The sequence below is a fragment of the Porphyrobacter sp. LM 6 genome (assembly GCF_001720465.1).
Taxonomy (GTDB): domain Bacteria; phylum Pseudomonadota; class Alphaproteobacteria; order Sphingomonadales; family Sphingomonadaceae; genus Erythrobacter.
This window is the reverse complement of sequence record NZ_CP017113.1, coordinates 590095-614750: the sequence shown is the minus strand read 5'-3', so window position 1 is coordinate 614750 and position 24656 is coordinate 590095. Positions and strand designations below refer to the sequence as shown.

Annotated in this window: 20 protein-coding genes; 13 read left to right on the top strand and 7 right to left on the bottom strand. The window is 65.8% G+C overall.

Annotation, left to right across the window (positions count from 1 at the left end; all coding sequences use genetic code 11):
* Nucleotides 1–61 precede the first annotated feature (61 nt).
* The gene (locus BG023_RS03070; protein ID WP_069309161.1) at nucleotides 62–2389 is read left to right on the top strand and encodes a TonB-dependent receptor; all 2328 of its coding nucleotides are present in this window, start codon (nucleotides 62–64) and stop codon (nucleotides 2387–2389) included.
* 74 nt (nucleotides 2390–2463) lie between these two features.
* On the opposite strand, the gene BG023_RS03065 is transcribed toward BG023_RS03070, so the two are convergent.
* A complete protein-coding gene (locus BG023_RS03065; protein ID WP_069309160.1) occupies nucleotides 2464–3126 on the bottom strand; it encodes a YggS family pyridoxal phosphate-dependent enzyme in 663 nt (220 codons plus the stop codon).
* Between BG023_RS03065 and BG023_RS03060 the strand changes: the two genes are divergently transcribed.
* The 5 genes from BG023_RS03060 (at nucleotide 3110) to BG023_RS03040 (ending at nucleotide 9485) form a co-directional block, all read left to right on the top strand.
* Complete coding sequence (locus BG023_RS03060) at nucleotides 3110–3685, top strand: thiamine phosphate synthase (protein ID WP_233993057.1); 576 nt, start codon at nucleotides 3110–3112, stop codon at nucleotides 3683–3685. The genes BG023_RS03065 and BG023_RS03060 overlap by 17 nt on opposite strands.
* Nucleotides 3686–3761: 76 nt before the next feature.
* Entirely contained in the window at nucleotides 3762–6173 is a 2412-nt protein-coding gene (locus BG023_RS03055; RefSeq protein ID WP_069309159.1) for an FtsK/SpoIIIE family DNA translocase, read from the top strand.
* Between the two features lie 240 nt (nucleotides 6174–6413).
* Nucleotides 6414–7328 (top strand): hypothetical protein, encoded by a 915-nt coding sequence (locus tag BG023_RS03050; RefSeq protein WP_069309158.1) that lies wholly within the window; start codon nucleotides 6414–6416, stop codon nucleotides 7326–7328.
* A 1-nt stretch (nucleotide 7329) separates the two neighbouring features.
* Nucleotides 7330–8367 carry a 7TM domain-containing protein gene (locus BG023_RS03045; RefSeq protein ID WP_069309157.1) on the top strand — a complete coding sequence of 346 codons (1038 nt, stop codon included), beginning with the start codon at nucleotides 7330–7332 and terminating at the stop codon, nucleotides 8365–8367.
* Between the two features lie 269 nt (nucleotides 8368–8636).
* Entirely contained in the window at nucleotides 8637–9485 is an 849-nt protein-coding gene (locus BG023_RS03040) for a sugar-transfer associated ATP-grasp domain-containing protein (protein WP_069309156.1), read from the top strand.
* On the opposite strand, the gene BG023_RS03035 is transcribed toward BG023_RS03040, so the two are convergent.
* Genes BG023_RS03035 through BG023_RS03025 form a run of 3 tightly spaced genes read right to left on the bottom strand, consistent with a single transcriptional unit; the run spans nucleotide 9463 to nucleotide 12304 of the window.
* Entirely contained in the window at nucleotides 9463–10041 is a 579-nt protein-coding gene (locus BG023_RS03035) for a GDYXXLXY domain-containing protein (RefSeq protein WP_069309155.1), read from the bottom strand. The two genes, BG023_RS03040 and BG023_RS03035, sit on opposite strands and share 23 nt — an antisense overlap.
* Nucleotides 10038–11186 carry a DUF2157 domain-containing protein gene (locus BG023_RS03030; RefSeq protein ID WP_069309154.1) on the bottom strand — a complete coding sequence of 383 codons (1149 nt, stop codon included), beginning with the start codon at nucleotides 11184–11186 and terminating at the stop codon, nucleotides 10038–10040. Before BG023_RS03030 ends, BG023_RS03035 begins: the two co-directional genes overlap by 4 nt.
* A gap of 44 nt (nucleotides 11187–11230) precedes the next feature.
* A complete protein-coding gene (locus tag BG023_RS03025) occupies nucleotides 11231–12304 on the bottom strand; it encodes a substrate-binding domain-containing protein (RefSeq protein ID WP_069309153.1) in 1074 nt (357 codons plus the stop codon).
* 211 nt (nucleotides 12305–12515) lie between these two features.
* Here BG023_RS03025 and BG023_RS03020 point away from each other — a divergent pair, with 211 nt between their 5' ends.
* The gene (locus BG023_RS03020) at nucleotides 12516–14249 is read left to right on the top strand and encodes a sensor domain-containing diguanylate cyclase (RefSeq protein ID WP_069309152.1); all 1734 of its coding nucleotides are present in this window, start codon (nucleotides 12516–12518) and stop codon (nucleotides 14247–14249) included.
* Between the two features lie 121 nt (nucleotides 14250–14370).
* On the opposite strand, the gene BG023_RS03015 is transcribed toward BG023_RS03020, so the two are convergent.
* Together BG023_RS03015 and BG023_RS03010 are read right to left on the bottom strand one after the other, a co-directional pair.
* The gene (locus BG023_RS03015) at nucleotides 14371–14763 is read right to left on the bottom strand and encodes an acyl-CoA thioesterase (protein WP_190315829.1); all 393 of its coding nucleotides are present in this window, start codon (nucleotides 14761–14763) and stop codon (nucleotides 14371–14373) included.
* A gap of 91 nt (nucleotides 14764–14854) precedes the next feature.
* Nucleotides 14855–17077, bottom strand: coding sequence for a S9 family peptidase (locus BG023_RS03010; RefSeq protein ID WP_069309150.1), 2223 nt, complete (start codon nucleotides 17075–17077; stop codon nucleotides 14855–14857).
* Nucleotides 17078–17215: 138 nt separating this feature from the next.
* Between BG023_RS03010 and BG023_RS03005 the strand changes: the two genes are divergently transcribed.
* Together BG023_RS03005 and BG023_RS03000 are read left to right on the top strand one after the other, a co-directional pair.
* Nucleotides 17216–19033 carry an aminopeptidase P family protein gene (locus BG023_RS03005; RefSeq protein WP_069311084.1) on the top strand — a complete coding sequence of 606 codons (1818 nt, stop codon included), beginning with the start codon at nucleotides 17216–17218 and terminating at the stop codon, nucleotides 19031–19033.
* 237 nt (nucleotides 19034–19270) lie between these two features.
* Nucleotides 19271–19657 (top strand): VOC family protein, encoded by a 387-nt coding sequence (locus tag BG023_RS03000; protein WP_069309149.1) that lies wholly within the window; start codon nucleotides 19271–19273, stop codon nucleotides 19655–19657.
* Nucleotides 19658–19752: 95 nt separating this feature from the next.
* On the opposite strand, the gene BG023_RS02995 is transcribed toward BG023_RS03000, so the two are convergent.
* Entirely contained in the window at nucleotides 19753–21291 is a 1539-nt protein-coding gene (locus BG023_RS02995; RefSeq protein ID WP_069309148.1) for a helicase HerA-like domain-containing protein, read from the bottom strand.
* Between the two features lie 101 nt (nucleotides 21292–21392).
* Between BG023_RS02995 and pabB the strand changes: the two genes are divergently transcribed.
* The 4 genes from pabB (at nucleotide 21393) to rpmG (ending at nucleotide 24631) form a co-directional block, all read left to right on the top strand.
* The gene (gene pabB, locus BG023_RS02990) at nucleotides 21393–23207 is read left to right on the top strand and encodes an aminodeoxychorismate synthase component I (RefSeq protein ID WP_069309147.1); all 1815 of its coding nucleotides are present in this window, start codon (nucleotides 21393–21395) and stop codon (nucleotides 23205–23207) included.
* Between the two features lie 38 nt (nucleotides 23208–23245).
* Nucleotides 23246–23908, top strand: coding sequence for an RluA family pseudouridine synthase (locus BG023_RS02985; RefSeq protein ID WP_069309146.1), 663 nt, complete (start codon nucleotides 23246–23248; stop codon nucleotides 23906–23908).
* Nucleotides 23901–24323: an alternative ribosome rescue aminoacyl-tRNA hydrolase ArfB gene (gene arfB / locus BG023_RS02980; protein WP_069309145.1), complete on the top strand. Its 423-nt coding sequence runs from the start codon at nucleotides 23901–23903 to the stop codon at nucleotides 24321–24323. Before BG023_RS02985 ends, arfB begins: the two co-directional genes overlap by 8 nt.
* 140 nt (nucleotides 24324–24463) lie before the next feature.
* Complete coding sequence (gene rpmG / locus BG023_RS02975; protein ID WP_017664380.1) at nucleotides 24464–24631, top strand: 50S ribosomal protein L33; 168 nt, start codon at nucleotides 24464–24466, stop codon at nucleotides 24629–24631.
* Nucleotides 24632–24656 lie beyond the last annotated feature (25 nt).

The window sequence follows — 24656 nt, the reverse complement described above, 5'->3', positions numbered from 1 at the left end:
AGGTTGCAATTGCGTGACGTATTGCTATTCGGGCGGCCTTCAACTCAGGGAGAGTTATAACATGACGATCGCTACCCCCATGCGGAGCCCCCTCCGGCTCGGCAAACTGGCGCTGCTTATCTCGGCTGCCGCTCTGACCCCCTACGCCGCTGCGGCGCAGGATGCTGAAGTGCCGGCTCAGGAAGAAGCCGCCAATACGCTCGACACCATCAACGAAATCCTCGTCACCGGGACCAAGACCAAGGATGCCGAGAATGTGCAGGATGTGCCGCTGGCCGTCACCGCGTTCAACGCCGGTACGCTTGAAGCCTTCAAGATCCGTGACATCTCGGGTCTGTCGTTCCAGGCGCCCAACGTCAGCCTCGATCAGGTCGGCACCAGCCGCGGCACCGCCAACTTCTCGATCCGCGGTCTCGGCATCAACTCGTCGATCCCCTCGATCGATCCGACCGTGGGCGTGTTCGTCGACGGCGTGTACCTCGGCTTCAACGCCGGCGTCGTGTTCGACCTGTTCGACCTTGAAAGCGTCGAAGTACTCCGCGGCCCGCAGGGCGTGCTGTTCGGCCGCAACGTCACCGGCGGCGCGGTGCTGATCAACACCGGCAACCCGACCGAAGACTTCCGCGGCAAGTTCCGCGCAGCGGTTGACGGACCCGTGGACGGCGGTCGCGGCGGCGCAAACTACACCGTCAGCGGTGTGGTTTCCGGCCCGATCATCGAAGACACCCTGCTGTTCAAGGTCGGCGCCTATTACAACAAGGACGAAGGCTACTTCCGCAACCTGTTCAACGGCTCGAACCAGGGCGCGGCGGAAACCAAGATCCTGCGCGGCGCACTCGAAGCGCGTCTGGGCGACCTGACCCTGCTGGGCAAGCTCGACTACTTCGAAAGCGACGGCGATGGCCCAGCGGCGCAGAACCGCGGCTTCTTCGATCGCAACAGCTACGATCTCTCGATCGACAACCGCGGCTTCTACACCAACGAGATCTGGACCGGCTCGCTCACCGCGACCATGGATATCGGCGCAGGCACGCTGACCAACGTGTTCGGCTGGCGCAAGTACGATGCGGCCACCGATGGCGACATCGATGCGACCCCGCTGTTCCTGTTCCACTCGACCACCGAAACCGCTCAGGAGCAGTTCTCGAACGAGCTGCGCTATGCGATCTCGACCGAGGACGGGCTTGATCTGACCTTCGGCACCTTCTGGTTCGACCAGAACATCGCCTACACCGAGCGTCGCCAGCTGCCGCTCGCCAGTCCGTTCACCTTCTACGGCGGCGGTGCACAGGATCACGAAGTGCTCGGCGTGTTCGCCAACGCGCAGTACGAACTGGGTTCGGGCGTCTCGATCATCGCCGGGGTCCGCTGGAGCCAGGAGACCAAGGATGCCGGTGTGACCTATGTCCGTCCGCGCACTCCCTGTTCGGTGGTCGATGGCACCTGCCCGACTTCGGGCGTCAACAGCCTGATCCCGACCGAGAACAACGGCTTCACCGACCGCGTGCGGTTCCGTAACGTTTCGCCCAAGATCGGCATGCAATACGAATTCAGCGCCGGCCAGCTTTATGGTCACTGGAGCCGCGGCTTCCGTTCGGGCGGCTACAACTTCCGCATCACCAACGCCCGTGCCTTCGAACAGATCGCGCTGGCACCGGGCGGTACGCTGGCCTTCGACGAAGAAGAGGTCAACACTGTCGAAATCGGCGGCAAGTTCCAGACTGCCGATGGCGCGTTGACCGTCAACCTCGCGGGCTACGTGACCAAGATCGACAACATGCAGCGCGAAGTGAACCAGTCGTCGCCGACGGCAGGCGTGGCGCAGTCGATCTTCAACACAGCCGACGCAACCATCTCCGGCTTCGAAGCCGAAGCGCGGCTGCGGGCGACGGATTCGCTGGTGCTGACCGCCAATATCGGTCTGATCGACGCCGCCTATCAGCGGATCCTGTTCGACATCTCCGGCAATGGCACGATCGATCAGGGCGACCTCAACCTGAGCCTGCCGCGCGTCCCCCCGCTTACGGTGGGCGCTGGTCTGGTGCACGAACTGGACCTCGGCAACGGCAACATCCTGACCCGCGTGAACTACCAGTATCGTGACAAGGCGGCCTATACCGACGACAACTTCGGCTGGCTGAACGACATGAACAATCTGGAAGTCAACGTGACCTGGACGACCCCGATCGACGGGCTGTCCTTCTCGGTCTACGGGCGCAACCTGCTCGACGAAGTCCAAGAAGGCGGCGACACGCAGGTGCCGTTCGGCGGACCGCTTTCGGTGGGTGCGGCCAACCGCATGCCCTTCGGCGCGAACCCCGCAGCCGGCACCTTCTCGCCGCTTCTGCGCGGCCGCAACGTCGGTATCGAAGCGTTGTTCGAGTTCTAAGAGAGCGCGAACAAGACGAAAAAAGAGGGGCGCTCCGGCAACGGGGCGCCCCTTTTTTCGGCCGAAAGAGCGCGTTAATCTCGCGCGCCGAACAGCGCCGTGCCGACCCGCACGTAGCTCGCGCCGAGCATCACCGCAGTCTCGTAATCGCCGCTCATGCCCATGCTGAGGCCGTCAACGCCATGATCCGCCGCCAGCTTTGCCAGGAAGGCGAAGAACGGTGCGGCTTCGGTGTCGGCAGGCGGAATGCACATCAGCCCCGCAAGCGGAATGCCGCTGGCGCGTACCGCTTCGAGGAACGCGGGCAGATCGGCAATCGGGCAACCGCCCTTTTGCGGCTCGTCCCCGATGTTGACCTGCACGAAACACGGCACGTGTTTGCCCGCCTTGTCCATCGCCTTGGCGAGCGCCGTCAGCAGGCTCGGCCGGTCAAGCGAATGGATCACGTCGAACAGCGCCACCGCCTCTTCCGCCTTGTTCGATTGCAGCTGGCCGATGAGGTGCAGCTCGATATCGGGATGCGCGGCGCGCAGCGCGGGCCACTTGCCCTGCGCCTCCTGCACGCGGTTTTCACCGAACACCCGCTGGCCGGCATCGATCAGCGGCTGGATCGTGGCGGCATCATGGGTCTTGCTGACCGCGATCAGAGTCACATCCTCGGGCTTGCGCCGCGCGGGCTTGCACGCGCGGGCGATGTTGCTGCGGACGGCTTCGAGGCGGGTGGCTGCGTTTTCCATCGGGGCGCTCTATAGCGGCTGCGTGGCGCGCGCAAAGTCCCTCCCCGCCCTGTGGCTGATCTCGGATGCCCGCAATGATGCGGGGCTGGAGCGCGCGCTCGCCCGCCTGCCGCGCGGATCAGGCTTCATCTATCGCCATTACCACCTGCCGGGACCCGAGCGGCTGGCGCGGTTCCGCAAGCTCCGCCGGATCGCCATGGCGCGCGGGCATGTGGTGATCCTCGCCGATTCCGCGCTGACCGCGCGCGAGTGGGGGGCAGACGGGATCTACGGCGCCGCGCGCAGCCTGTGGCCGCGCCGCGCCGGGCTGCTCCATCTGGCGACCGCGCATGATCTGGCCGAGCTGGGCCTTGCCATCCGGCTGGGCGCGGACGCGGCGCTGCTGTCGCCCGTCTTCCCGACCCGCACCCACCCTGGCGCGCCGGTGCTGGGCGCTGCACGTTTCCGGCTGCTGGCGCGGCAATCGCGGCTGCCGGTGATCGCGCTTGGCGGCATGACGGCAAAGCGCGCACGCGGGCTCGGATGGCCGCGCTGGGCGGCGATTGATGGGCTGAGTTGAAGCAACGCTCCGTCGCACATCGCTTGACCCGGACTCGCCGAAGATTCATGGTGTGTTCCGCTCAGGAGACACAGCAATGGCCAGCCGCGCGGTCAACCCCGTCAAACCCGGTCGCAAGACCGATGCCGAATGGCGCGCAGGCCTGCGCCGCGGGATGCGCCGCCTTGCGCAGATGACCGGCGCCGGATTGCTGTTCGGGGCCGCCGTGTTCCTTGCCCTCGCATTGGCGAGCTACACCCAGACCGATCCCAGCCCCTCGACCGCCGCCGATCCCGCAGAAGTCGCCAACTGGATGGGCGCGAGCGGCGCATGGGTGGCAGACCGGGTGCTTTTGATCTTCGGCCTGCCGGGCGTGCTGCTGCTGCCGCTGCTCTATGTCTCCGCGCGCAAGCTGTGGCGCGATGTCGAGAATGGCGACGAGCCGGAAACCACCCCGTGGTGGCTGCCCACCGGCCTGCTGCTGATCGCGATGACGCTGATCGCCACGGTGCTGAGCCTGTCGTTCTCCGGCCCGGGCGGCACGCTGCCCGCACAGGCGGGGGGCCTTGCCGGCCTGCTCGGCGCGGGCGCGGTCGAGGCGGTTGCGGCGCGGTTCGGGGCGGAGGCGGAAGGCTGGGTGATCCTCGGCCTTGCGCTCACCAGCCTTGCGGTCGCGGTCGGCCTCTTGACCCGCATCTTCGCGATCGACTGGCGGGTGCTACTCAGCCTGCCCGATTTCCTCGGCGGCGGCACGCTCGCCGGGCTGCTGCGCCGCCTGCCGCTGCCGGGTCGCAAGCGCGCGGCGGCATCCCCGCTCGCCTTTGCCGATGACGACGAGGACGAACCCGCCCCCCGCGCACGCCGCGCGGCCAAGGGCGCGGCGGTCACCACCGAAATCGACGATCGCCCGCGCCGCGCGCCCGAGATTTCGGATCCCTCCGCACCGCCCAAGCGCGCCGCCGTACCCGCCAAGGTCGCGCAGGGCGATATGTTCGCCGCCTTCAAGCTGCCGAGCCTCGATCTGCTCGCCGAACCGCCGGTCGACAAGGCGCCCAAGCTCGACAAGATGGCGCTCGAACGCAACGCCCGCCTGCTCGAAAACGTGCTCGACGATTTCAATGTGAAGGGCGAGATCACCGCAGTCCGCACCGGCCCGGTGGTGACGATGTACGAGCTCGAACCCGCCCCCGGCATCAAGGCCAGCCGCGTGGTCGGGCTCGCCGAAGACATCGCCCGCAATATGAGCGCGATTTCCGCGCGCGTCTCGCCGATCCCGGGGCGCACGGTGATGGGCATCGAACTGCCCAATCAGGATCGCCAGACGGTGATGCTGAAGGAACTCGCCGCCGCAGCCGCCTTTGTCGATGCCAAGGGCAATCTACCGATCATCCTCGGCAAGGATATCGCGGGCGAGCCGATCATCGCCGATCTTGCCGCCATGCCGCACCTGCTGGTCGCGGGGACGACCGGATCGGGCAAGTCCGTCGGCCTCAACGTGATCTTGCTGAGCCTGCTCTACCGCTTCACGCCCGCCGAGCTGCGCCTGATCCTGATCGATCCCAAGGTGCTCGAACTCAAGACCTATGACGATATCCCGCACCTGCTCTCGCCGGTGGTGACCGAGCCGCACAAATCGGTGCGCGCGCTGAAGTGGGCGGTCGAGGAAATGGAGCGCCGCTACCGCATGATGAGCGCGATTTCCTCGCGCAATATCAACTCCTTCAACGAGAAAGTCAGCGCCGCGATCGCCAAGGGCAAGCCGCTCGGCCGCCGGGTGCAGACCGGGTTCGACCCCGAAACCGGCGAGCAATTGTTCGAGGAAGAACAGCTCGATTACGCGCCGCTGCCGCAGATCGTGCTGATCGTCGACGAACTCGCTGACCTGATGGTCACCGTCGGCAAGGAAATCGAAGTGCTGATCCAGCGCCTCAGCCAGAAGAGCCGCGCGGCGGGTATCCACCTGATCATGGCGACCCAGCGCCCTTCGGTTGATGTCATCACCGGCGTCATCAAGGCCAACCTGCCGACCCGCATCAGCTTCAAGGTCACCAGCCGGATCGACAGCCGCACGATCCTTGGCGAACAAGGCGCGGAACAGCTGCTGGGCAAGGGCGACATGCTCTACAAGCCCAACACCGGCGCGATGGTGCGCGTGCACGGCCCGTTCGTCTCGGACGAGGAAGTGGAAGCCGTCGCCACCTTCTGGCGCGGGCAGGGCGCACCCGAATATGTCGATGCCGTCACCGAAGAGCCGGAAGACGGCGGCTTCGGGTTCGAGGACGATTTCACCGCCTCCGACAATCCGGAAGAGCGCAAGTATCGTCAGGCCTGCCAGATCGTGATCGAGAACCAGAAGGCGTCCGGCAGCTGGCTCCAGCGCCAGATGGGCGTGGGCTACAACACCGCCGCCAAGTGGATCGAGCGGATGGAGGAAGACGGTCTGGTCGGCCCCGCCAACCACGTCGGTCGCCGCGAAATTTACCGCGACCGTGACGGAAATCCCCTATAGCCGCGTAAACCAATCGCGGCCCTGAGCCGGCGCGGGACACCGCAGCGGCCTCGCCTTCAGGTCAATCATATCAGCCACTTGGATACCTGCATCGGCGCGCGGGCGCTGCGCCTGTGCGTGCGCGGGTTTATACGCGCGGGACGCCGCGCCCCATCTGGGCCCTCATGGTTTATGGTCGTGGTTAGGAATTCCTAAACGTCTCTCCCGTAGCGCCTACGTAGACCAACGGGGGCTGATGCCATGAAGACTACCTCGCGCCTGATCGGCAGCCTGCTGGCTGCGCTGCTGGCCGCCGTCCCGATCCAGCACGTCGCCGCGCAGGAGAGCGACTGGAAGCTCGAACCCGACGCCCGCATCGAGGTGCAGACCGTCAGCGCCCAGACCACCACCCGCGACAATGATCTCGTGATCGATGGCGAGGCGATATCCTTGCGCGGTCAGGTCGGACTGGCGCTCAACAGCAAGAAGACGCGGTTCCGGATCGAGGCTGACCGGATCGAGGTGTTCCGCCTCGGCAATGGCCGCGATGACATCGCCCGCGACCGCTTCACCGCCGCGGCCGAATTCGACATCAACAAGAAGCTCGAACTCCAGCTTCAGGCCCGCCACTTCGATGACATGGTCTCGGTCGAGGCCAATGATACCGACGAATGGCAGGGGGCGGCCCGCGTGACGTGGGAACCCAGGCGCGCGCACCGCTTCCGCCTTCAAGGCACCTGGCGCGAGCGGGAATATGCCGATGGCGCACTGCCCGAAACCAAGGGCGAAGGCCCGCGCGTCGATGCCCAGTATCGCCACCGGTTCGGCGCCTACCACTACCTCGCCTTCGATCTGAGGGCGGAATCGATCAGCTCGGATGATCCGCGCCGCGGCTATGAACGCCAATCGGTCGGCGCCGCCTATACCTATCCAATCAAGCCGGATCTGCGGGTGCGCCCAGCAATCGAGGCGATCCGCACCCGGTTCGATGACCGCCTCACCATCAACAATGATCGCCGCAAGGACACCCTGGTGGCCCCCGAGGTGGAAGTCCTGTGGTGGCCGGGCAAATGGCGGGTCGAGGCGGAAGCCAAGTACATCTTCGTCGGCAGCAACGAACCCGTGCGTGAGCGCGAAGGTTATCGGCTGACGCTGTCGGTCGGGTATGCATTCTGAGTTGATCTCCAAACTCGGACAAGCATGGGCGCGCGCGACCCCGCAGGTGCGCCGCCCGTTCTATGTCGGTGTCACCGTCGGCCTCGTGCTGGCGGTGCTGGTCGGTCTTGGCGTCGCCAATACCGAGATGTTCTTTGCGCTGCCCTCCCAGCTGGAGGGCGTGGCGACCTCGCAGGCGATCTGGGGGCTGAAGCCGTCCAACCTGCTGATGGTGCTGCCTCTGGGCGCGTTCCTGGTGGTGCTGGCGCGCAGTTTCGTCGGCCTCAAGGCGTTCGGCCTGTTTACCCCGATGCTGATTGCGCTGGCCTTCCTCCAGATCGGCCCGGTGATGGGGCCGGTCGTGCTGTGTTCGTCGGTCGCGGTGGGCATGGCGGTGACCCCGACGCTGCTCAAGCTGCGCATGACCCGCGTCGGCTTTCTCGGTGTGCTGATCTCGCTGATCGTGCTGGTGCTGGTCGGCCTGCAGATGATCCTCGACACCAACCTTCAGGTCGATGCCTTCCCGGTGATCGTCTGCGCGCGGTGCGTTGAACGCTGGTGGAAGCAGGTGGGCAAGGACGGCGCCAAGCCGGCCGCCAAGATGGCGCTCAACACCTTCCTGCTCGCGATCGTGATCGAATTCGTGATGGTGTCAGACGTCGCGCTGAAGCTGATCGAATGGTCGCCGCTGTTGATGCCGGCGACCACCGCTATCGCGATCGGCGTGCTCGGCCGGTATCGCGGGCTGCGCCTCTCGGAAATCCATCGCTTCGCGCCGATCTGGCTCGAGCGACGACGACAGGCGCGGATGCGGGCCAACCCCGATCAGTTCGAACTCGATCTGGAACCGATAGACTGGGAGGAGCGGCGTGCGAACGTTGCTCCGCTTGACGGTATTTGGGTCATCAATTCGCCCGAGGATCTGAAACCCGGGCGAAGAAGGCGGGTGCCACAGCCCATCGTCCCCAACAAGGATGCCCAGTTCGAGCCTCACCCCGGCAAAATTCGCCGACCGCTGGTTCACAATGCGTGGATCATCCGGTCGGCAGAGGACGTTTAGAGCACCTTCCGACCATTCCGACCCATCCTGACGGAGCCGATTTTGGTTCAGCGCAAGGAACGACGAGAGAGCCATGTTTAAGCATAGTGAACGAGGAGAGACGCGGCGGTGGGCCAAAATCGGCCCGCCCCTGCGGGGTCGCGTCAGGAGAGCCGCTGGCTTCGTCGCGACGCTTGCAGGGGCAACCAGCCCCTGCTGCGCGCCGCTCCTGTCCAGCGGCTCTCCTGACGCGATCAGGGTGCGTCGGAATGGTCGGAAGGTGCTCTGAGATGCTCAGTCTGTTTCGCAAGAAAACACCGAACTACGACGCGCTCAGCAAGCTGCGCCCGCCGAACCTTGAGGGGGTCGACGAGATCCTCGGCATCAACATGCGCAATGCGCTGATCCAGAAGTACAACCCGCGCCACGCGATCGAACGCGCGCGCGACAAGGTGGCGGCCAAGGTGGCGCTGGAGGCGGCGGGGATTTCCTGCACCGGCACCGTGGCGGTGATCGACGATCACCAGAAGCTCAATAACTTCAAACCGACCCGCGATATGCCCGATGCCTGGGCGATCAAGCCCGCGCGCGGATCGCAGGGCGACGGGATTCTCCTCGCCGTCCGGCGCGAGGGCAATACGTGGTTCAAGGGTTCAGGCACGCCCCTCACCGAGACCGACGTGATGCACCACATCCAGAAGGTGGTCGACGGCGGCTTTTCGGGCGATTCCGCCTCCGAGGACGCGGCGCTGATCGAACCGCTCATCATCGCCGATCCGGCGCTGGCGAAGATCGTTCCCGAAGGCCTGCCTGATCTGCGCGCCATCGGGGCGGGGATCGACATGGTCACGGGCCGGATCACCCGCGCGGTGGTGAAAGGCACCCCGATAACCCATCACCCTGATACCGGCGTGCCGCTGATCGGGTTCGAAATTCCGGGCTGGGAACGCGTGCTGGAACTGGCGGCCAAATGCGGGCCTGCCGTGGGACTCGGCTATTGCGGGGCGGACATCGTGCTCTATGTGAATGAAGGCCCGCTGGTGATCGAGGTGAATGCCCACCCGGGCATCGAAATCCAGAACATCAATCAGGCCGGGCTGAAGGTGCGGATCGCGGCTACCGGCGAGGACTTCCGCTAGCCGGTTCGCTCATGATCGGCGGGGGCGGGAACGGAAGTTCGAGCTCCTCGCTTTGCGCATCGCGTTCGGCGATTTCCGCGGGGGTGAGCGGGCGGAACCGGATGCTTACGGCAGTGAAGCTGCCGTCCTCACGCTGGCGGATCGTCACGATCCCGCGCTGGTCGCCGTCCCGCAACTGCTTCTGCAAGGCCTGCGCGCGGTCCTGCCCGATGTAGAGGCGCCCGCGCGTGAGAGCATCCCAGCCATAGACCCCGCCCAGATCGGCGCGCACCGGATGGGCGCATGGCCTGGCGGCATCTGCGGTGACACCCGCAAGGTTTGGCGCATCGCCTTCAAGGCACAGCTTTTGCGGTGGCACATCGCGAAATTCGTCGATCCCCGGCCAGTCATAGCTGAACTCGATATAATGCCCGCGCAGGTAATCGCGCGGGTCGTAGCCCTGGATCGGCACCTCCCATTCGGTGCCGGAATTATAGGTGCGCTCGCTCTGCACCCACAGCAATGCGAGGCCGATCAGCGGGACGAGGACGGCGGCCAGACGGGCAAACCGGCTCATGCGTCGGCCTCCTCGCTTGGCGCGAAGGTCTTCGACACCCGCACTGCGACCCATGCCACGCCGAGGATCAGGAACCCGGACAGGATCAGCCCGAAGCCCGACAGCAGCAGGTCACTCGCCAGTTCGAAGCTGAGGATGATGAGCCTAAGCGCAATCGCGCCTACGGCCAGTTGGAACACCCCCCGCCAATGCGCGGCCAGCGCGGCGGCTGCGATGCCGCCCCACAGTGCGAAAAACAGCAGCGCGGAAGGCAGCGACAGGCCGCCCGTTGCGTGGGCGAGCGGCACGATCAGCCCGGCTCCGGCCATGATCGCGCCCGACATCCGGCCCGATACACCGGGCCGCGCCAGCATCGTGCCAAGGCCGGCGGCCACGCCCACCGCGCCGCTCAATGCCGTGTTCGCGAGCCCGCCGAGCAGCCCGGTTTCGCCATACACGTCCGCCCCCGCGACCGCCGTCGCAAGCGAGGCTCCGGCGACGCCATAGGCCAGCGCCGCTTGCTCAACCCGCCGCCAGAAATCAGGGCGATCGCTGCGGGCGCGCATTCCTGCGGCCAGCGGCGTGTAGACCACGGGCAGCGCTGTCACGAAGGCCACCCACAACTGGAGGGACTGCCCCACATCGGGCGCGCCGAAACCGGTCATGGACCCCGCATAGCTCCACGCGCACCACACACTGCCGCCGACCACCGCCAGCGCGGTCGGCCAGCTCCGACCGGTCAGCAGCAGCAGCGGGGCGAACAGCACCAGCCACGCCGCGAGCGGTTTCCAGAGCGGCGAGGAGGTCTGGTAGACCTGCCCGATATGTCCGAAGAAGGAGAGGCCGAGCGCGGCGGTGACGAACACCAGCGCCTCCACCGCCCAGGGCGATGCCTGCGCCATGCGCTTCTCGCCGAAAAACAGCGCGGCGAGCGCGCCGCCGATCAGCGCAAGGTGGATCGAGAGGCGCAGCTGGCCGGGAATGTCCTCCCAGTTGGCCGCGATGACCGAGACCAGCCCGAGCGCAATCGCCAGGGCCCCGATACCGAAAACCGCCCACAGCGCGAGCGGTCGCGCGTGGGCGGCTTCGTAAGCCAGCAGCCGGTCGCGCGTTGCCGCGTCGATCAGGCCGGCATCATGCCATGTGGCAATCTTGCGTGCGCTCATGGCGGGCAAGCTATCCGCTTACCCGCCATCGGGCAATGCCGCGCTTACTTGGCGGCGAGGTCGGCCTTGGTCAGCACCGGCAGTTCGGTGACCTTGGCAGCGCTCGCGGCCATCACGTCGGCCGGCATGGCGACCATACCGATCTTGGTCAGCGGGCCGTCCTTGACCCAGCTCTTGGCCCACTCCTGCAGGAACGCGCCGAGACCCGGGATCGCGCGCATGTGTGCCTTCTTGACGTAGACATACAGCGGACGGGCGCCCGGATACTTGAAGCTGGCGATGTTCTCGTAGGTTGCCGGAACGCCGTTCATCGGCAGGTCCTGAACCTTGTCGAGGTTCTCTTCGAGATAGGAATAGCCGAAGATGCCGACGGCCTTGGGGTTGCCGGCGATCTTCTGGACGACGAGGTTATCCTGCTCGCCCTGATCGACGTAGGCACCGTCGCTGCGGACTTCGGTGCAGATCTGCTTGTACTTGTCTTCGTCGGTGTCCTTGAGCGCCTTCATCGCCGGATCGGCCTTGCAGCCGACTTCGAGGATCAGTTCCTTCAGCGCATCGCGCGTGCCCGAGGTCGACGGCGGGCCATAAACGAGGATCGGTTCGGCCGGCAGCGCGGGATCGACATCCTTCCAGGTCTTGGCGGTCTGCGGCTTGCCATAGGGGTTGGCAGCCAGCGCCTTGTAAACGGCTTCCGGCGTCAGGTTGAGCATGATGCCGCCCTTGGCCGAAGCAAAGGCGATCCCGTCGAGACCGACCTGGATTTCGACCACTTCGTCCACGCCATTGGCGGCGCAGGTGTCGAATTCGCTTTCCTTCATCCGGCGCGAGGCATTGACCATGTCCGGGGTGTTGGGGCCGACGCCCGAGCAGAACAGTTCGATCCCGTTGCCGGTGCCGGTCGATTCAATCAGCGGCGAGCGCGAATCCGCGTTCGAACGGGCGAAATTTTCCGCCACCAGCTTGGCGAAGGGATAGACCGTCGACGAGCCGACCGCGTGCACCGAAGTGCGCGATCCGCCGCCGCTGCCGCCGGTCCCGGAATCGCAAGCGGTGAGGGTCATGCTGGCGAGAACAAGCGCCGAGCCGAGCTTGGCAATGGTAGCGATACGGTTTGACATGAGTGGTTCCTGTAAATGTCGATCCCGACCGCGCTAGGCGTGTTTCATGACAACAATGTGACGACTTGTGACACGGGATTTCCCGACGGTTATTTGATTGAGGCGGGGCCGGCCGCGCGGCAGGCAAGCGCATGGTTTGTTTCGGATTTCATCCAAAACGGAGATTTTTGCCTTAACAGCAAAGTAAGGGGTTTGCTGCTAACCCTCGCCGATGCCCCGCTTGTACCATCTGATCCGGCTCTGTCTGACTGCCGTGCTGTTGGCGATGTTCGTCGCCCGCCCGGCCGCTGCCGACGTCGGGATGGTGCCCAATTTCACCGCCGATTGCCACGCCGCGACCGCGCAAGAACGCCGTGTCGACCAGATGCTGACGCGCGCGGCATGGACCTGTTCGGAGGCCGACTGGCGCTCCGATGTCCCGGCGGTGTGGCTGCGCTTTGACAGCGCCGGTTGGGAAAAGGATCGCCTTCCGGTCGAATTCTTCTCCCGCACCGCGCGGTTTGAATCGATCTCGTTCTACGCCGTCGACACCGACGGCACGATCCGCACGCGCCACATGACCGAAAGCGCGGGCACGCCTGTCCCCTTCGGCCCGGTGTTCACCATGCCGCTGCCGCCGATCACCCGCGATACCGCAATGCTGCTGGTACGGGTGGAAGCGCCGCATTCGGTTCCGCTGCTGACCGAGGCGCGCATCTCGCACGATCACACCCGCACCCAGTGGCCCCACGTCAATCTGCTTCTGCTCGCCCTCGTCATGGGGATGCTGGTGCTGCCCCTGCTGTTCGACATCAGCTTCTTCCTGGTCCTGCGCGAGCGCTTCGTGGTGATCCACGCGGCGATGGTCAGCGCGATGATGGTCTATATTCTCACCGCAGGCGGTCTGATCACGACCCTTGTCACCTTGCCGATCGCAGTGCTGGCGGTGCTGGCCCCGCTGTCCTACGCGATTGGCGGGGGCCTTTCGGCGTTGTTTCTCCTCAACTTCCTCGAACGCGGCGCGCAATCACGGCTGATGCGCCGGATCACGTTGTGGGGGGGCTGGTTCACGATGATCGTGCCGGGGTTCATGGCGCTCCAGCTCGATGCGACCCAGCCGTTCGACGATGTCGGCTACTTCATCACCTATCTGCCCTTCATCGGCATCATCACCGCCGCGCTGCTCGAAGCGCTGGTTCGCGGCAGCCGCTCGGCCCGCTTCCTGGCGGTGGCGTGGGCGCCAATCATCATTGCTTCGGTCGAGCGCCTGCTTCGCGGGCTGGGTTGGCACGTTGCCCCGCAGAGCTTCGACCATCTGTTGTACATCGCGGTGGGCATCGAAGTGGTGGTGATCAGCCTTGCGATTGCCGACCGGTTCTTTGCCCTGCGCCACGAACGCGACGCCGCGCTGAGCGAGGCGCGCAAGCTGGAACAGCTTTCGACCCGCGATTCGCTGACCGGCCTGATGAACCGCCGTGCGATCGAGGCGCGCTTCGAAGAGCTGATCGCCCAGGGCTTCGACACCTTCGCGCTGGTCGATCTCGACCGGTTCAAGGCGATCAACGATCTCCACGGCCACCAGATGGGCGATGCCGCGCTGGTCGCCTGCGCCGATGCGATCCGCGGCGGCAGTGACCGCGACACCATCGCGGTGCGGCTGGGGGGCGAGGAATTCGTGGTGCTGCTGCGCGGTGAGCGCAGCCTTGAACGGGCCGAAGCCCTGCGGCAGGCGATCCCGATGCGGATTGCGCAGGTGGTGCCGGGGCTCGATCTGCCGGTGACCGCGAGCATGGGGGTGATCATGCTGGCCGATGCCGATCGCCACCAGATGAAGTTCAGCGAATTCTATGCCCGCGCCGATGCGCTGATGTACGAAGCCAAGGCTTCGGGCCGCAACCGGCTCGCCTATGAACGCCTGACGGTGTTCAGCCCCCCGCCCAAGGCCGGGCGGCGGCGCGCGGCTTAGGGGGTGTTTGGCGGCCACCTTCGGTGGCGCAGACCTCCCGCCCCGCCTCCCCACCCGGCCACCAATGATACCATTAGGCTATGGTGGCCGGGTGGGGAGGCGGGGCGGGAGGTCTGACCCTTCACGAGAAAGGCTCCAGCACCTCGGGTCGCACCCGCGCCAGCCGTCCGCTGGCACGGTCGATCATCGCCCATGTCGTTGCCGCGCTGACGAGGCGCTTGCCGGATGCATCGGTGAACTCGACGCGGCGGACAGATTTGGCGCCCTGCGCCTCGCCCTCGATCCAGGTTTCGGCACGGACGCTCTCGCCCTCGGCCACATTGCCGCGGTAATCGATCTCGTGGCGCACCACGACCCAGAAGAAGGCCGCCCGGTCTTCGGCGCGTGCGACGCTGTCCCAGTGGGCGGTCGCCATGTCCTGGATCCACTGCACCCACACAGTGTTGTTGACGTGGCCGAGCTCGTCGATGTGCTCGGGCGCGGCCACGAAGGTGCGGGTGAAGCGGTTGGTCACCATGCACCCCGTTCGGCTCGAGCGTAGTCGAGAGCCGTAGTCGCGGCGTGTCTCGACTGCGCTCGACACGAACGGATAATGACGCCCATGCTCACTTGCCCTCGCTCTTGGGCGCCATGCCCATCTGCCACAGGATGAAGGCGAATTCCTCCGCCGTCTCCTTCAGGCTGTTCCAGCGGCCCGATTGCCCGCCGTGGCCTGCGCCCATGTTGGTCTTGAGGAGCAGCAGGTTGTCGTCGGTCTTCACCTCGCGCAGCTTCGCGACCCACTTGGCGGGCTCCCAATAGGTCACGCGCGGATCGTTGAGGCCGGCGGTCACCAGCATCGGCGGGTAGGCCTTGGCGACCGCCTGATCATAGGGCGAGTACGACAGCATGTAGGCAAACGCCGCCTTGTCGGTGATCGGGTTGCCCCATTCCTGCCATTCGCCGGGGGTGAGGGGCAGCTTCTCGTTGAGCATCGTGTTCACGACATCGACGAAAGGCACGTGCGCCACCACCGCGCCATATTGCGCCGGGTCCTGATTGATCACCGCGCCCATCAACTCGCCGCCGGCCGAGCCGCCGCTCGCGGTGACCATGCCTTCAGCGGTGTAGCCTTTGGCGATCAGGCCCCGGCCCGCATCGACGAAATCGTTGAAGGTGTTCATCCGCTCGAACAGCTTGCCTTGCAGATACCAGCGCCGCCCAAGGTCGTCCCCGCCGCGGATATGCGCGATGGCATAGGCGAAGCCGCGATCGACAAGGCTGAGGCGCGAGGTCGAAAAGCCCGGCGGGATGGCATAGCCATAGGCGCCATAGGCATAGAGGTGCAGCGGCCCCGGCCCCTTGATGCCGGCCTTCTTGAGGATTTCCGCGCGGTCCTTCCGCATCAGCAGGCTGACCGGCACCATCGTCCCGTCGCGCGCCTGAATGGTCAGCCGCTCGGTGGTGTAGAGGCCGGGATCATAACCGCTCGGGATTTCCTGCGTCTTGAGCGTCGTCAGCTTGGCGGTCTTGATGTCGTAATCATAGACCGTGCCGGGCGTCACCATCGACTGGTAGGACAGGCGCAGCGTGTTGACATCATATTCGGGGTTGTTCGAAAGCCCCGCCGTGTAGCTCGCTTCGGGGAAGGTGATCGGCGTGATCTTGCCCGCATCGGCGTATGAGCGCAGCTGGATCTGGTCGAGGCCGTTCAACCGCCCTTCGGTGACGTAGAAGTCCTTGAACAGCTCGAACCCGGTCAGATAGAACTCGTCCGACCCGGCGATCACCGTCTGCCAGTCACCCGGCGTTTCCAGCTTCGCCTTGGCGAGGCGGAAGTTGATGTGATCATCATTGGTCCACACCCACAACTCGCCATCGCGGATATCGACGCCGTATTCGACGCCCTTCTGCCGCGCCTTCACGAGGATCGGCTTGGCGGTCGGGTTGGCCGCGGGGACGAGGCGCACTTCGCTCGTCTCGTTGTCGCCGGTGGAGATGATCAGCCAGTCTTCCTGCGCCGACAGCCCGCTGCCCACGCCGAAGCTCTGATCTTCCTCCTTGTAGAGCGTCACGTCGCTTGCCGTGGGCGTGCCGATCACGTGGAGCTTGGCTTCCAGCGTGCGCCATTCCTCGGTCGAGGGGCCGTAGACCAGCGCGGTATCATTCGCGACCCACACCAGCCCGCCGCGCAGGTTCTCGATCACATCGGGCAGCAGTTCGCCGGTTTGCAGATCCTTGATCCGCGCGGTGTAACGCTCGCCGCCGGTGGTGTCGGTGGAATAGGCAAGGAAGCGCCCGTTCTGGCTCACCGATGCCGCGCCGAGGCTGAAATATTCGTGGCCCTCGGCCATCGCGTTCTCGTCGATCAGCAGCTCGCGCTCGCCGCCCGCCACGGGCTTCCTGTAATGCTTGCGATACTGCGCGCCTTCCTCAAACTCAGACCAGTAGAGGTAATCGCCATCCTTCTGGGGGACGGTCGAATCGTCTTCCTTGATGCGGGCGCGCATTTCCTTGAACAGCGCCTCGGTCAGCGCCTTCTGACCTTCCATCTTGGCTTCGAAATAGGCGTTCTCGGCCTTCAGGTGATCGAGCACATCCTTGTCGTCCACCGTGGGATAGGACTTGTCGTAGAGCCAGTCGTACGGGTCTTCGACCGTGATGCCGTGCACGGTGTAGCTGTGCGGGCGCTTGGCGGCGACGGGGGGCTTGATCTCGCCAGCGGTAGCGGCGGCGGCAGACTTGGTCACTTTGGCGGAATCCTCGGAGGTGGCGGCCATCGCGGCCGGAGCAAAGGTGGTGGCGGCCAACCCAAAGGCAAGCGCGCTGGTGCTGATCAGGCGAAGCATTGAAAAGATTGTTCCTGTTTGCGGCCCGGCCTGCCGCGCTCGCGGGTGGAAAGACGCGAGGCGACGGCCTATGATGGCATCTCTAGTGACACAATCCTGCGCGGCAAGTGGCTGCGCCGAAAGTCGAGGATCGACGAAATGCTGATGCAGACCCATGAGGCCCGTCTGGCTGCCCTGCGCGAAGAGCTGAAGCGCCGCGGGCTCGACGGGTTCATCATCCCGATCTCGGATGAACACATGAGCGAATATGTCGGCGATTATGCCCAGCGCCTTGGCTGGCTGACCGGCTTCGGCGGCTCGGCAGGCTTTGCTGCGGTAACGCTCACCCATGCGGCGATCTTCGTCGACGGACGCTACACCGTGCAGGTGCGCGAACAGGTTGATGGCAAACTGTTCGAACACCGCGGCGTGCCCGCCGATACGCTGTCGGGCTGGCTCGGCGACGTGTGTGAAAGCGGCGCAAAGATCGCTTACGATCCGTGGCTCCACACCGCGCGCTGGGTTTCGGCGCTGGAAGGCCAGCTTGCCCCGCGCGGCATCGCGCTGGTGGCGGCAGACAGCAATCCGGTCGATGCCGTGTGGGCCGATCAGCCCGCGCCCTCGGCGGCGGCAGCGACCCCGTTTGACGAGGCGCTGGCGGGGCAATCCTCGGCCGACAAGCGCGCCGCGATTGCCGACTGGCTCGAACAGCACGGCCACGATGCCGTAGTGATCCCGGCGCTCGATTCGATCGCGTGGCTGCTCAATATCCGCGGGGCCGACGTGGCGCATACGCCGGTCGCGCTGTCCTATGTGGTCGCCCGCAAGGACGGCAGCGCCGATCTGTTCATCGCGCCCGAGAAGGTCACGCCCGAACTCGCCCGCCATCTGGGCAATGCGGTGACGATCCGAGACCGCGCAGCCTTTGCGGGCGCGCTTGGCGAGCTGGCGGGCAAGAGCGTCAGCCTCGATCCTGATTTCGCCGTCGCCGGCATCGCGCAGGCGCTGACTGCGGCGGGCGCGCGGGTCAGCTTCGCGGCCGATCCAACGATCCTTGCCAAGGCGATCAAGAACACCGCCGAACAGCAGGGCCACCGCGACGCGCAGGCGCGTGACGGCGCAGCGGTGAGCCGCTTCCTGCGCTGGCTGGAGATCGAAGCGCCCAAGGGCGGGGTCGATGAACTCGCCGCCGCCGCCAAGCTCGCCGCCTTCCGCGCCGAGGATGCAGGGCTGAAAGACCTCAGCTTCGACACCATCTCCGCCGCCGCTGGCCACGCCGCTCTGCCGCATTACAAGGTGGACGAAGACAGCAATATCCCGATCCCGCCGTCCTCGATCTACCTTGTCGATTCGGGCGGGCAATATGTCGGCGCGACCGGCAGCGGGACGACCGACATCACCCGCACCGTGTGGGTCGGTCCGGGCCAGCCGAGCGCGGAAATGCGCGATCGCAACACGCGGGTGCTGAAGGGCCACATCCAGCTCGCCCGTGCAGTGTTCCCGCAAGGCACGGCCGGCGGTCAGCTTGATGTGCTGGCGCGGCAATATCTCTGGGAAGCGGGGGTCGATTACGCCCACGGCACCGGCCATGGGGTCGGCAGCTTCCTCGCCGTCCACGAAGGCCCGCAGCGCATCGCCAAGCCTTCGGGCGGGCAGGCCGGGACAGGGCAGGAGCTGTTCGCCGGCATGATCCTCTCGAACGAGCCGGGCTATTACAAGCAGGGCCACTACGGCATCCGGATCGAGAATCTGGTGCTGGTGGAAGAGCGCCAGATCGAAGGGCAGGAAGGCCGCTACCTCGGGTTCGAAACGCTGACTTTCGTGCCGCTCGATCGCAAGCTGATCGAAAAGAGCCTGCTGACGGCGGAGGAGATTGCGTGGGTCGATGCCTACCACGCCCAAGTGCGCGCGCTGCTCAGGCCGCGCCTGAGCGGCGATGATCTGGCGTGGGTGGAGCGGGAGACCGCGCCGCTTTGATATCGTCGCCCCGTGCCTGACACGGGGCTAGGCTTTTCTTGTTTGCTGCACGCCCTCCGGCGCGCAGTCCTCGGCGAGCCTCCTCCGCTTCGCTCCGGATCGCCTGCGGCTCGCGCGCGTGCGCTCGCGGCCCGTCCGGTGACGGGCCGATATCCAACCCATCCCTACTTGTTGCCGACTTTATGTTCATGTAATGTTCTCCCATTCGCGAGTCGCGTTACACGGGAGGAATTACGCATGATCGGCTACGTCACTCTGGGCACCAATGATCTGCCGCGCGCGGCGGCGTTCTATGATGCGCTGGCGGCCCATTTCGGGGTCGGGCGGATGATGGATTTTGAAAGCTTCATCGCCTGGGGCGAATGGGGCGGCGCGCCGGGGATCGGAATTACCAAGCCGTTCGATGGCCAGCCCGCGACAGTCGGCAACGGGGTGATGGTCGCGCTCGAAGTGAAGACGCCGGAGGATGTCCACGCGGTCTATGACATCGCGATGGCGCATGGCGGCAGCGACGAAGGCGCGCCCGGCCCGCGCGGGGATGACGGCTTCTATGCCGGCTATTTCCGCGATCCCGACGGGAACAAGCTCAACGCCTTCTGCATGGTCGCGCCAGCCGAGGGTTAGGTCGCTCTAGACCCCCCTTAGACCCTCTCTAGACCCCTCTTCGGCCCCCATTGCGGCAATGTTCCACGTGGAACATTGCCGCTTGGGCCTGAAGCCTAGCGCATCAGGCTGCCAAATATATTGCGGACGAACGCGGTCGCCCCGCTCCGCAGCGGGTCCGCGCCCGACTTCTTGCCGAGCACCGCGGCAACCGCGATCGAGGCCAGCGAACCGGACGCCGCCGTCAGCGCGCTCTTGCCCGCCTTCTCCCACATCGAAGGCGTCTTGCGCTCGCGCTTGGCAACCTGTTCTTCGCCCTTCTCGGCGACTTCCTCGGCGGTCGCGGCGGCATCGGCAGCCTTGGCGGCGAGCACTTCCTCGGCGCTCTCGCGATCGACGCGGGTGTCGTATTTCCCCTCGACCGGGCTGATCGACTGGATGATCGCGCGCTCCTTCTCGCTCACCGGCCCAAGGCGCGAACGCGGCGGCTTGATCAGCGTACGCTCGACAATCGTCGGCGCGCCGTCTTCGTCCAGCGTCGAAACCAGCGCCTCGCCCACCTTGAGCTCGGTAATCGCGGTCTCGACATCGAGCTTGGGGTTGATGCGGAAGGTTTCCGAAGCCGCCTTGATCGCCCGCTGATCGCGCGGCGTGAAGGCGCGCAGCGCGTGCTGCACCCGGTTGCCAAGCTGGCCCGCGACCCGCTCGGGAATGTCGATCGGGTTCTGGGTGACAAAGTAGACCCCCACGCCCTTCGACCGGATCAGCCGTACCACCTGCTCGATCTTGTCGAGCAAGGCCGGCGGAGCATCGGTGAACAGCAGGTGCGCTTCATCAAAGAAGAACACCAGCTTGGGCTTCTCCGGATCGCCGACTTCGGGCAGCGATTCAAACAGTTCCGCCAGCAGCCACAGCAGGAAGGTGGCATAGAGCTTGGGGCTGCGCATCAGCTTGTCGGCGGCGAGCACGTTCACATAGCCGCGCCCCTGATCGTCCACCTTCAGGAAATCGCCGATTTCCAGCGCCGGTTCGCCGAAGAAATGCTCCGCGCCCTGCGCCTCGAACGAGAGCAGCTGGCGCTGGATCGAGCCGACCGAAGGCTTGGCGACATTGCCGTACTTGCCCGACAGTTCCGAGGCATTTTCGTTAGCCCAGGCGAGCAGCGCGGTCAGATCTTCCAGATCGAGCAGCAGCAAGCCGTTCTCGTCGGCGTAGCGGAAGATGATCTGCAACACGCCTTCCTGCGTCTCGTTGAGATCGAGCAGGCGCGCGAGCAGCAGCGGGCCCATTTCCGATATCGTGGTGCGGATCGGGTGGCCCTGTTCGCCGTAGAGATCCCAGAAGATCACGGGATTATCGGCATAGGCATAGTCCGTCATGCCGAGCTCTTTCGCGCGGCTTTCCAGCTTGTCGGCATGCTTGAAGGTCGGCGAGCCGGCCATCGCGATGCCCGACAGATCGCCCTTCACGTCGGCGACGAACACCGGCACCCCGGCAGCGGAAAAGCTCTCGGCGATGCCCTGCAAGGTCACGGTCTTGCCGGTGCCGGTCGCCCCCGCGATCAGCCCGTGGCGATTGGCGCGGCCAAGGTTGAGCGCCTGACGCGATCCATCATTGCCAAGTCCCAGAAAGATATCGCCTGCGCCGTCCGCCATGTGCTTGTTCCCGATGGTGCTTATGGAGCCGCAGGTTTGGCGGCGCAGGTGGCGGCGGTCAAGTTCTCGACTTGGCGGCGAATTGGGCTAAGGAAACGCCGATGGGTCAGCCTGTGCCTTTTGTCCTGCTCGATGATGCCCGCGCCGGAGAGGCCGCGGCCGATGCGCTGCTGTACGAAGCGCCAGAGCAGCTGTTCATTGCCACCCGGCCCGACGAGGTTTCGGCGGTGCTCGAAGCCGCCGATGCTGCGCGGCAGGCAAGCGGAAGGTCGCTTGCCGGCTATATTGCTTACGAGGCAGGATTGGCGCTCGAGCCGAAGCTAGCGGGGATTGCCGCCGCACGATCGGGCGCGGCTGGGCCGTTGGTGTGGCTCGGCCTGTTCGATGCGCCGCAGCGGATCGCCGCCGCCGATGTGCCCAGCTGGCTCGCCGCCCGCGCGCAAGGCCCCGGCACGCTCGGCCCGATGGAACCCCAGCTTTCGCCCGGTGGCTATGAAGCGGCCTTCGCCACCCTGCGCGAGGCGATCAGCGCGGGCGACATCTATCAGGCGAACCTCACCTATGGCCTCGCCGGATCGTTCCGCGGCGATCCAGTGGGGCTCTACGCCGCGCTGCGTCCGGCGGCATCGGCTGGCTATGGCGGGTTGATCTTTGACGGGGCGCACTGGCTGCTGAGCTTCTCGCCCGAGCTGTTCGTGGCCCTCAATGGCACCGAGGCCAAGGTCAAGCCGATGAAGGGCACACGTCCGCGTTCGGCCGATCCGGCAGCGGATGCGGCGCTGGCCGAAGACCTTGCCACCTCGGTCAAGGACCGCGCCGAAAACCTGATGATCGTCGATCTGATGCGCAACGACCTCTCGCGCGTCGCCGAGGCGGGGAGCGTGCGCGTGGATGCGCCCTTCGCGGTCGAAAGCTACCCGACAGTGCACCAGATGGTCTCGACCGTGCGCGCGCGGCTCAGCCCCGGCAAGGGCGCGATGGATCTGGTGCGCGCGCTGTTCCCGTGCGGTTCGATCACCGGCGCGCCCAAGATCCGGGCGATGGAACTGCTCGGCGACGTCGAGCGCGATGCGCGCGGGGTCTATTGCGGGGCAATCGGGCGGATCGACGGGGACGGCAACGCCGCCTTCAACGTCGCGATCCGCACCTTGCGGCTGACCCCGATCGAGAACGGGCAGGGCCGCGCGGTGCTCGGCATCGGCTCGGCCATCGTAGCCGACAGCGATCCGCTGGCAGAACGGCGCGAATGCGAGATCAAGGCGGGCTTCGTGCGCCGCGCCGCGCCCGAGCTTTCCGCACCCACGCCCGACCTGATCGAAACCATGCGCTTCGAGCCGGACAGCGGGATCGCGCTGCTCGAACTCCATCTGGCACGGATGAAGGCCAGCGCCGCGACGCTCGGCTTTGCGTTCGATCGCCATGCGGCACGTAACCAGATTCAGGCGCTGTGCTTCGAGCTTGATGCGCCGGCCAAGGTGCGGTTGCTGGTCGCCCGCAGCGGAGCCAGCGCACTCGAGGCTGGGCCACTGCCCGCGCCGCTGGCCGAACCGGTCAAGGTGGCGGCGCTGCCGCATCCGCTCGATCCGTCCGACTGGCGGCTGATGCACAAGACTTCCGACCGCGGCTTTTATGACGGTGCGCGCGAGGCCGCCCGGATGTTCGGCGCGGACGAGGCCGTGCTCGTGCGCGCCGACGGGCTGGTGACCGAGGGCAGCTGGACGAGCATCTTCGCCGAGGGGCCGGACGGCATCCTGCTGACCCCGCCCACCGATCTCGGCCTGCTGCCGGGCGTGCTGCGCGAACACCTGATCGCCGATGGTCGCGCGCGCGAGGCGCGGCTGACGCTGGACGATCTGGCAAACGGATTCTGGATCGGCAACGCGGTGCGCGGGCTGATGCGGGCAGTGCTGGTTTAGTTCTTCGACAAGCCCTGCCCAAGCGGCTAACGGGCACCATGGCTGACATCAAAATCCTATACGAAGACGGCGAAGCGCTGGTGATCGACAAGCCTTCGGGCATGGCGCTCGATCGCCCGCGCAAGGGCGGCATCTGCCTCGAAGACCACCTCGAGCGGCTAAAACTCGGCTTCCAGCGCCCGCCGGTGGCGGTGCACCGGCTCGACACCGATACCTCGGGCTGCCTGCTGCTCGCCCGCAATCCCAAGGCGCTGGCCCGGTTCAACCGGGCGTTCGAGGAACGCGCCGTCGCCAAGACCTATCTTGCCATCCTCGCCGGGCATCCGCCGGACACATCGGGCACGATCGAATTGTCGCTCGCCAAGATCAGTTCGGCCGAGAAAGGCTGGCGGATGATTGCGGCGAAGAAGGGCAAGCCCGCCGTCTCGCACTGGGAACTGGTCGAGGAACTCGGCCCGCACAGCCTGATCCGATTCCGCCCCGAAACGGGGCGCACGCATCAGTTGCGCGTCCATGCATTGAAGGGCCTTGGTGCGCCTTTGCTGGGCGACCCAGTCTATGGCACCGGCAACGCGCCGGGCGCGAAGCGGACGATGCTCCATGCCGAGAGCCTGACCGTCACCCGCCCCGGCAAACCCGCGATCGAAGCGCGCGCTCCCCTGCCGGCGGACTTCCTTGCGCTCGGGGCGAAGGATGGATGACGAGGAACCTCTGACCTCGCGCGCCTTGCGCCTTGCCACCGAGAGCTTCCTCGCAGGATCAGGCCCGGGCGGCCAGAATGCCAACAAGGTCGCGACCGAAGTCGAGCTGCGGGTCAATATCTACGCCCTGCGCCTCGAGCCGCCGGTGTTTACGCGTTTGCGGTCGCTGGCTGGATCGAAGCTGGCGGGGAACGGCGATCTCATCATCACCTCGAAGGCGCACCGCACGCAGGAGGCCAACCGTCAGGATGCCCGCGCCAAGCTGACCGCGCTGCTGGAAGAGGCGCAGACCCAGCCCAAACGCCGCGCCAAGACCCGGCTCAACCGCGTGGGCAAGACCGAACGGCTGAAGGTCAAGAAGGTGCGCGGCGCGGTAAAGGCCAATCGCGGGAAGCCCAGAGCCTCCGACTGGTAAGCCGCCTTGACTTTTCCCCGTGAATCGGCGAATGGCGCGTCCGTGTGGCGGTGTGCCGGGCCTTCCGGGCGCGCCGCTATTTGCTTTTTATGCCCGAAAGCTGCGTCTGACCGGGCCGACCCATTTGACAGGATACCGCCATGGCGAAGCCCACCACCGTCAAGATCCGCCTCGTCTCGAGCGAGGGCACCGGCTTCTTCTACGTGACCAAGAAGAACCCGCGCAACATCACCGAGAAGATGAGCTTCCGCAAGTATGACCCCGTCGCGCGCAAGCACGTCGAGTTCAAGGAAGCCAAGATCAAGTAAGGTCTTGGGCCTGCGCGCCCGCTGA

What these genes read in the sequence shown, in the direction of transcription:
- BG023_RS03070 (WP_069309161.1), top strand. Translation starts at nt 62, where the DNA reads ATGACGATCGCTACCCCCATGCGGAGCCCCCTCCGGCTCGGCAAACTG.
- BG023_RS03065 (WP_069309160.1), bottom strand. Translation starts at nt 3,126, where the DNA reads ATGGAAAACGCAGCCACCCGCCTCGAAGCCGTCCGCAGCAACATCGCC.
- BG023_RS03055 (WP_069309159.1), top strand. Translation starts at nt 3,762, where the DNA reads ATGGCCAGCCGCGCGGTCAACCCCGTCAAACCCGGTCGCAAGACCGAT.
- BG023_RS03050 (WP_069309158.1), top strand. Translation starts at nt 6,414, where the DNA reads ATGAAGACTACCTCGCGCCTGATCGGCAGCCTGCTGGCTGCGCTGCTG.
- BG023_RS03040 (WP_069309156.1), top strand. Translation starts at nt 8,637, where the DNA reads ATGCTCAGTCTGTTTCGCAAGAAAACACCGAACTACGACGCGCTCAGC.
- BG023_RS03035 (WP_069309155.1), bottom strand. Translation starts at nt 10,041, where the DNA reads ATGAGCCGGTTTGCCCGTCTGGCCGCCGTCCTCGTCCCGCTGATCGGC.
- BG023_RS03030 (WP_069309154.1), bottom strand. Translation starts at nt 11,186, where the DNA reads ATGAGCGCACGCAAGATTGCCACATGGCATGATGCCGGCCTGATCGAC.
- BG023_RS03025 (WP_069309153.1), bottom strand. Translation starts at nt 12,304, where the DNA reads ATGTCAAACCGTATCGCTACCATTGCCAAGCTCGGCTCGGCGCTTGTT.
- BG023_RS03020 (WP_069309152.1), top strand. Translation starts at nt 12,516, where the DNA reads ATGCCCCGCTTGTACCATCTGATCCGGCTCTGTCTGACTGCCGTGCTG.
- BG023_RS03010 (WP_069309150.1), bottom strand. Translation starts at nt 17,077, where the DNA reads ATGCTTCGCCTGATCAGCACCAGCGCGCTTGCCTTTGGGTTGGCCGCC.
- BG023_RS03005 (WP_069311084.1), top strand. Translation starts at nt 17,216, where the DNA reads ATGCTGATGCAGACCCATGAGGCCCGTCTGGCTGCCCTGCGCGAAGAG.
- BG023_RS03000 (WP_069309149.1), top strand. Translation starts at nt 19,271, where the DNA reads ATGATCGGCTACGTCACTCTGGGCACCAATGATCTGCCGCGCGCGGCG.
- BG023_RS02995 (WP_069309148.1), bottom strand. Translation starts at nt 21,291, where the DNA reads ATGGCGGACGGCGCAGGCGATATCTTTCTGGGACTTGGCAATGATGGA.
- pabB (WP_069309147.1), top strand. Translation starts at nt 21,393, where the DNA reads ATGGGTCAGCCTGTGCCTTTTGTCCTGCTCGATGATGCCCGCGCCGGA.
- BG023_RS02985 (WP_069309146.1), top strand. Translation starts at nt 23,246, where the DNA reads ATGGCTGACATCAAAATCCTATACGAAGACGGCGAAGCGCTGGTGATC.
- arfB (WP_069309145.1), top strand. Translation starts at nt 23,901, where the DNA reads ATGGATGACGAGGAACCTCTGACCTCGCGCGCCTTGCGCCTTGCCACC.
- rpmG (WP_017664380.1), top strand. Translation starts at nt 24,464, where the DNA reads ATGGCGAAGCCCACCACCGTCAAGATCCGCCTCGTCTCGAGCGAGGGC.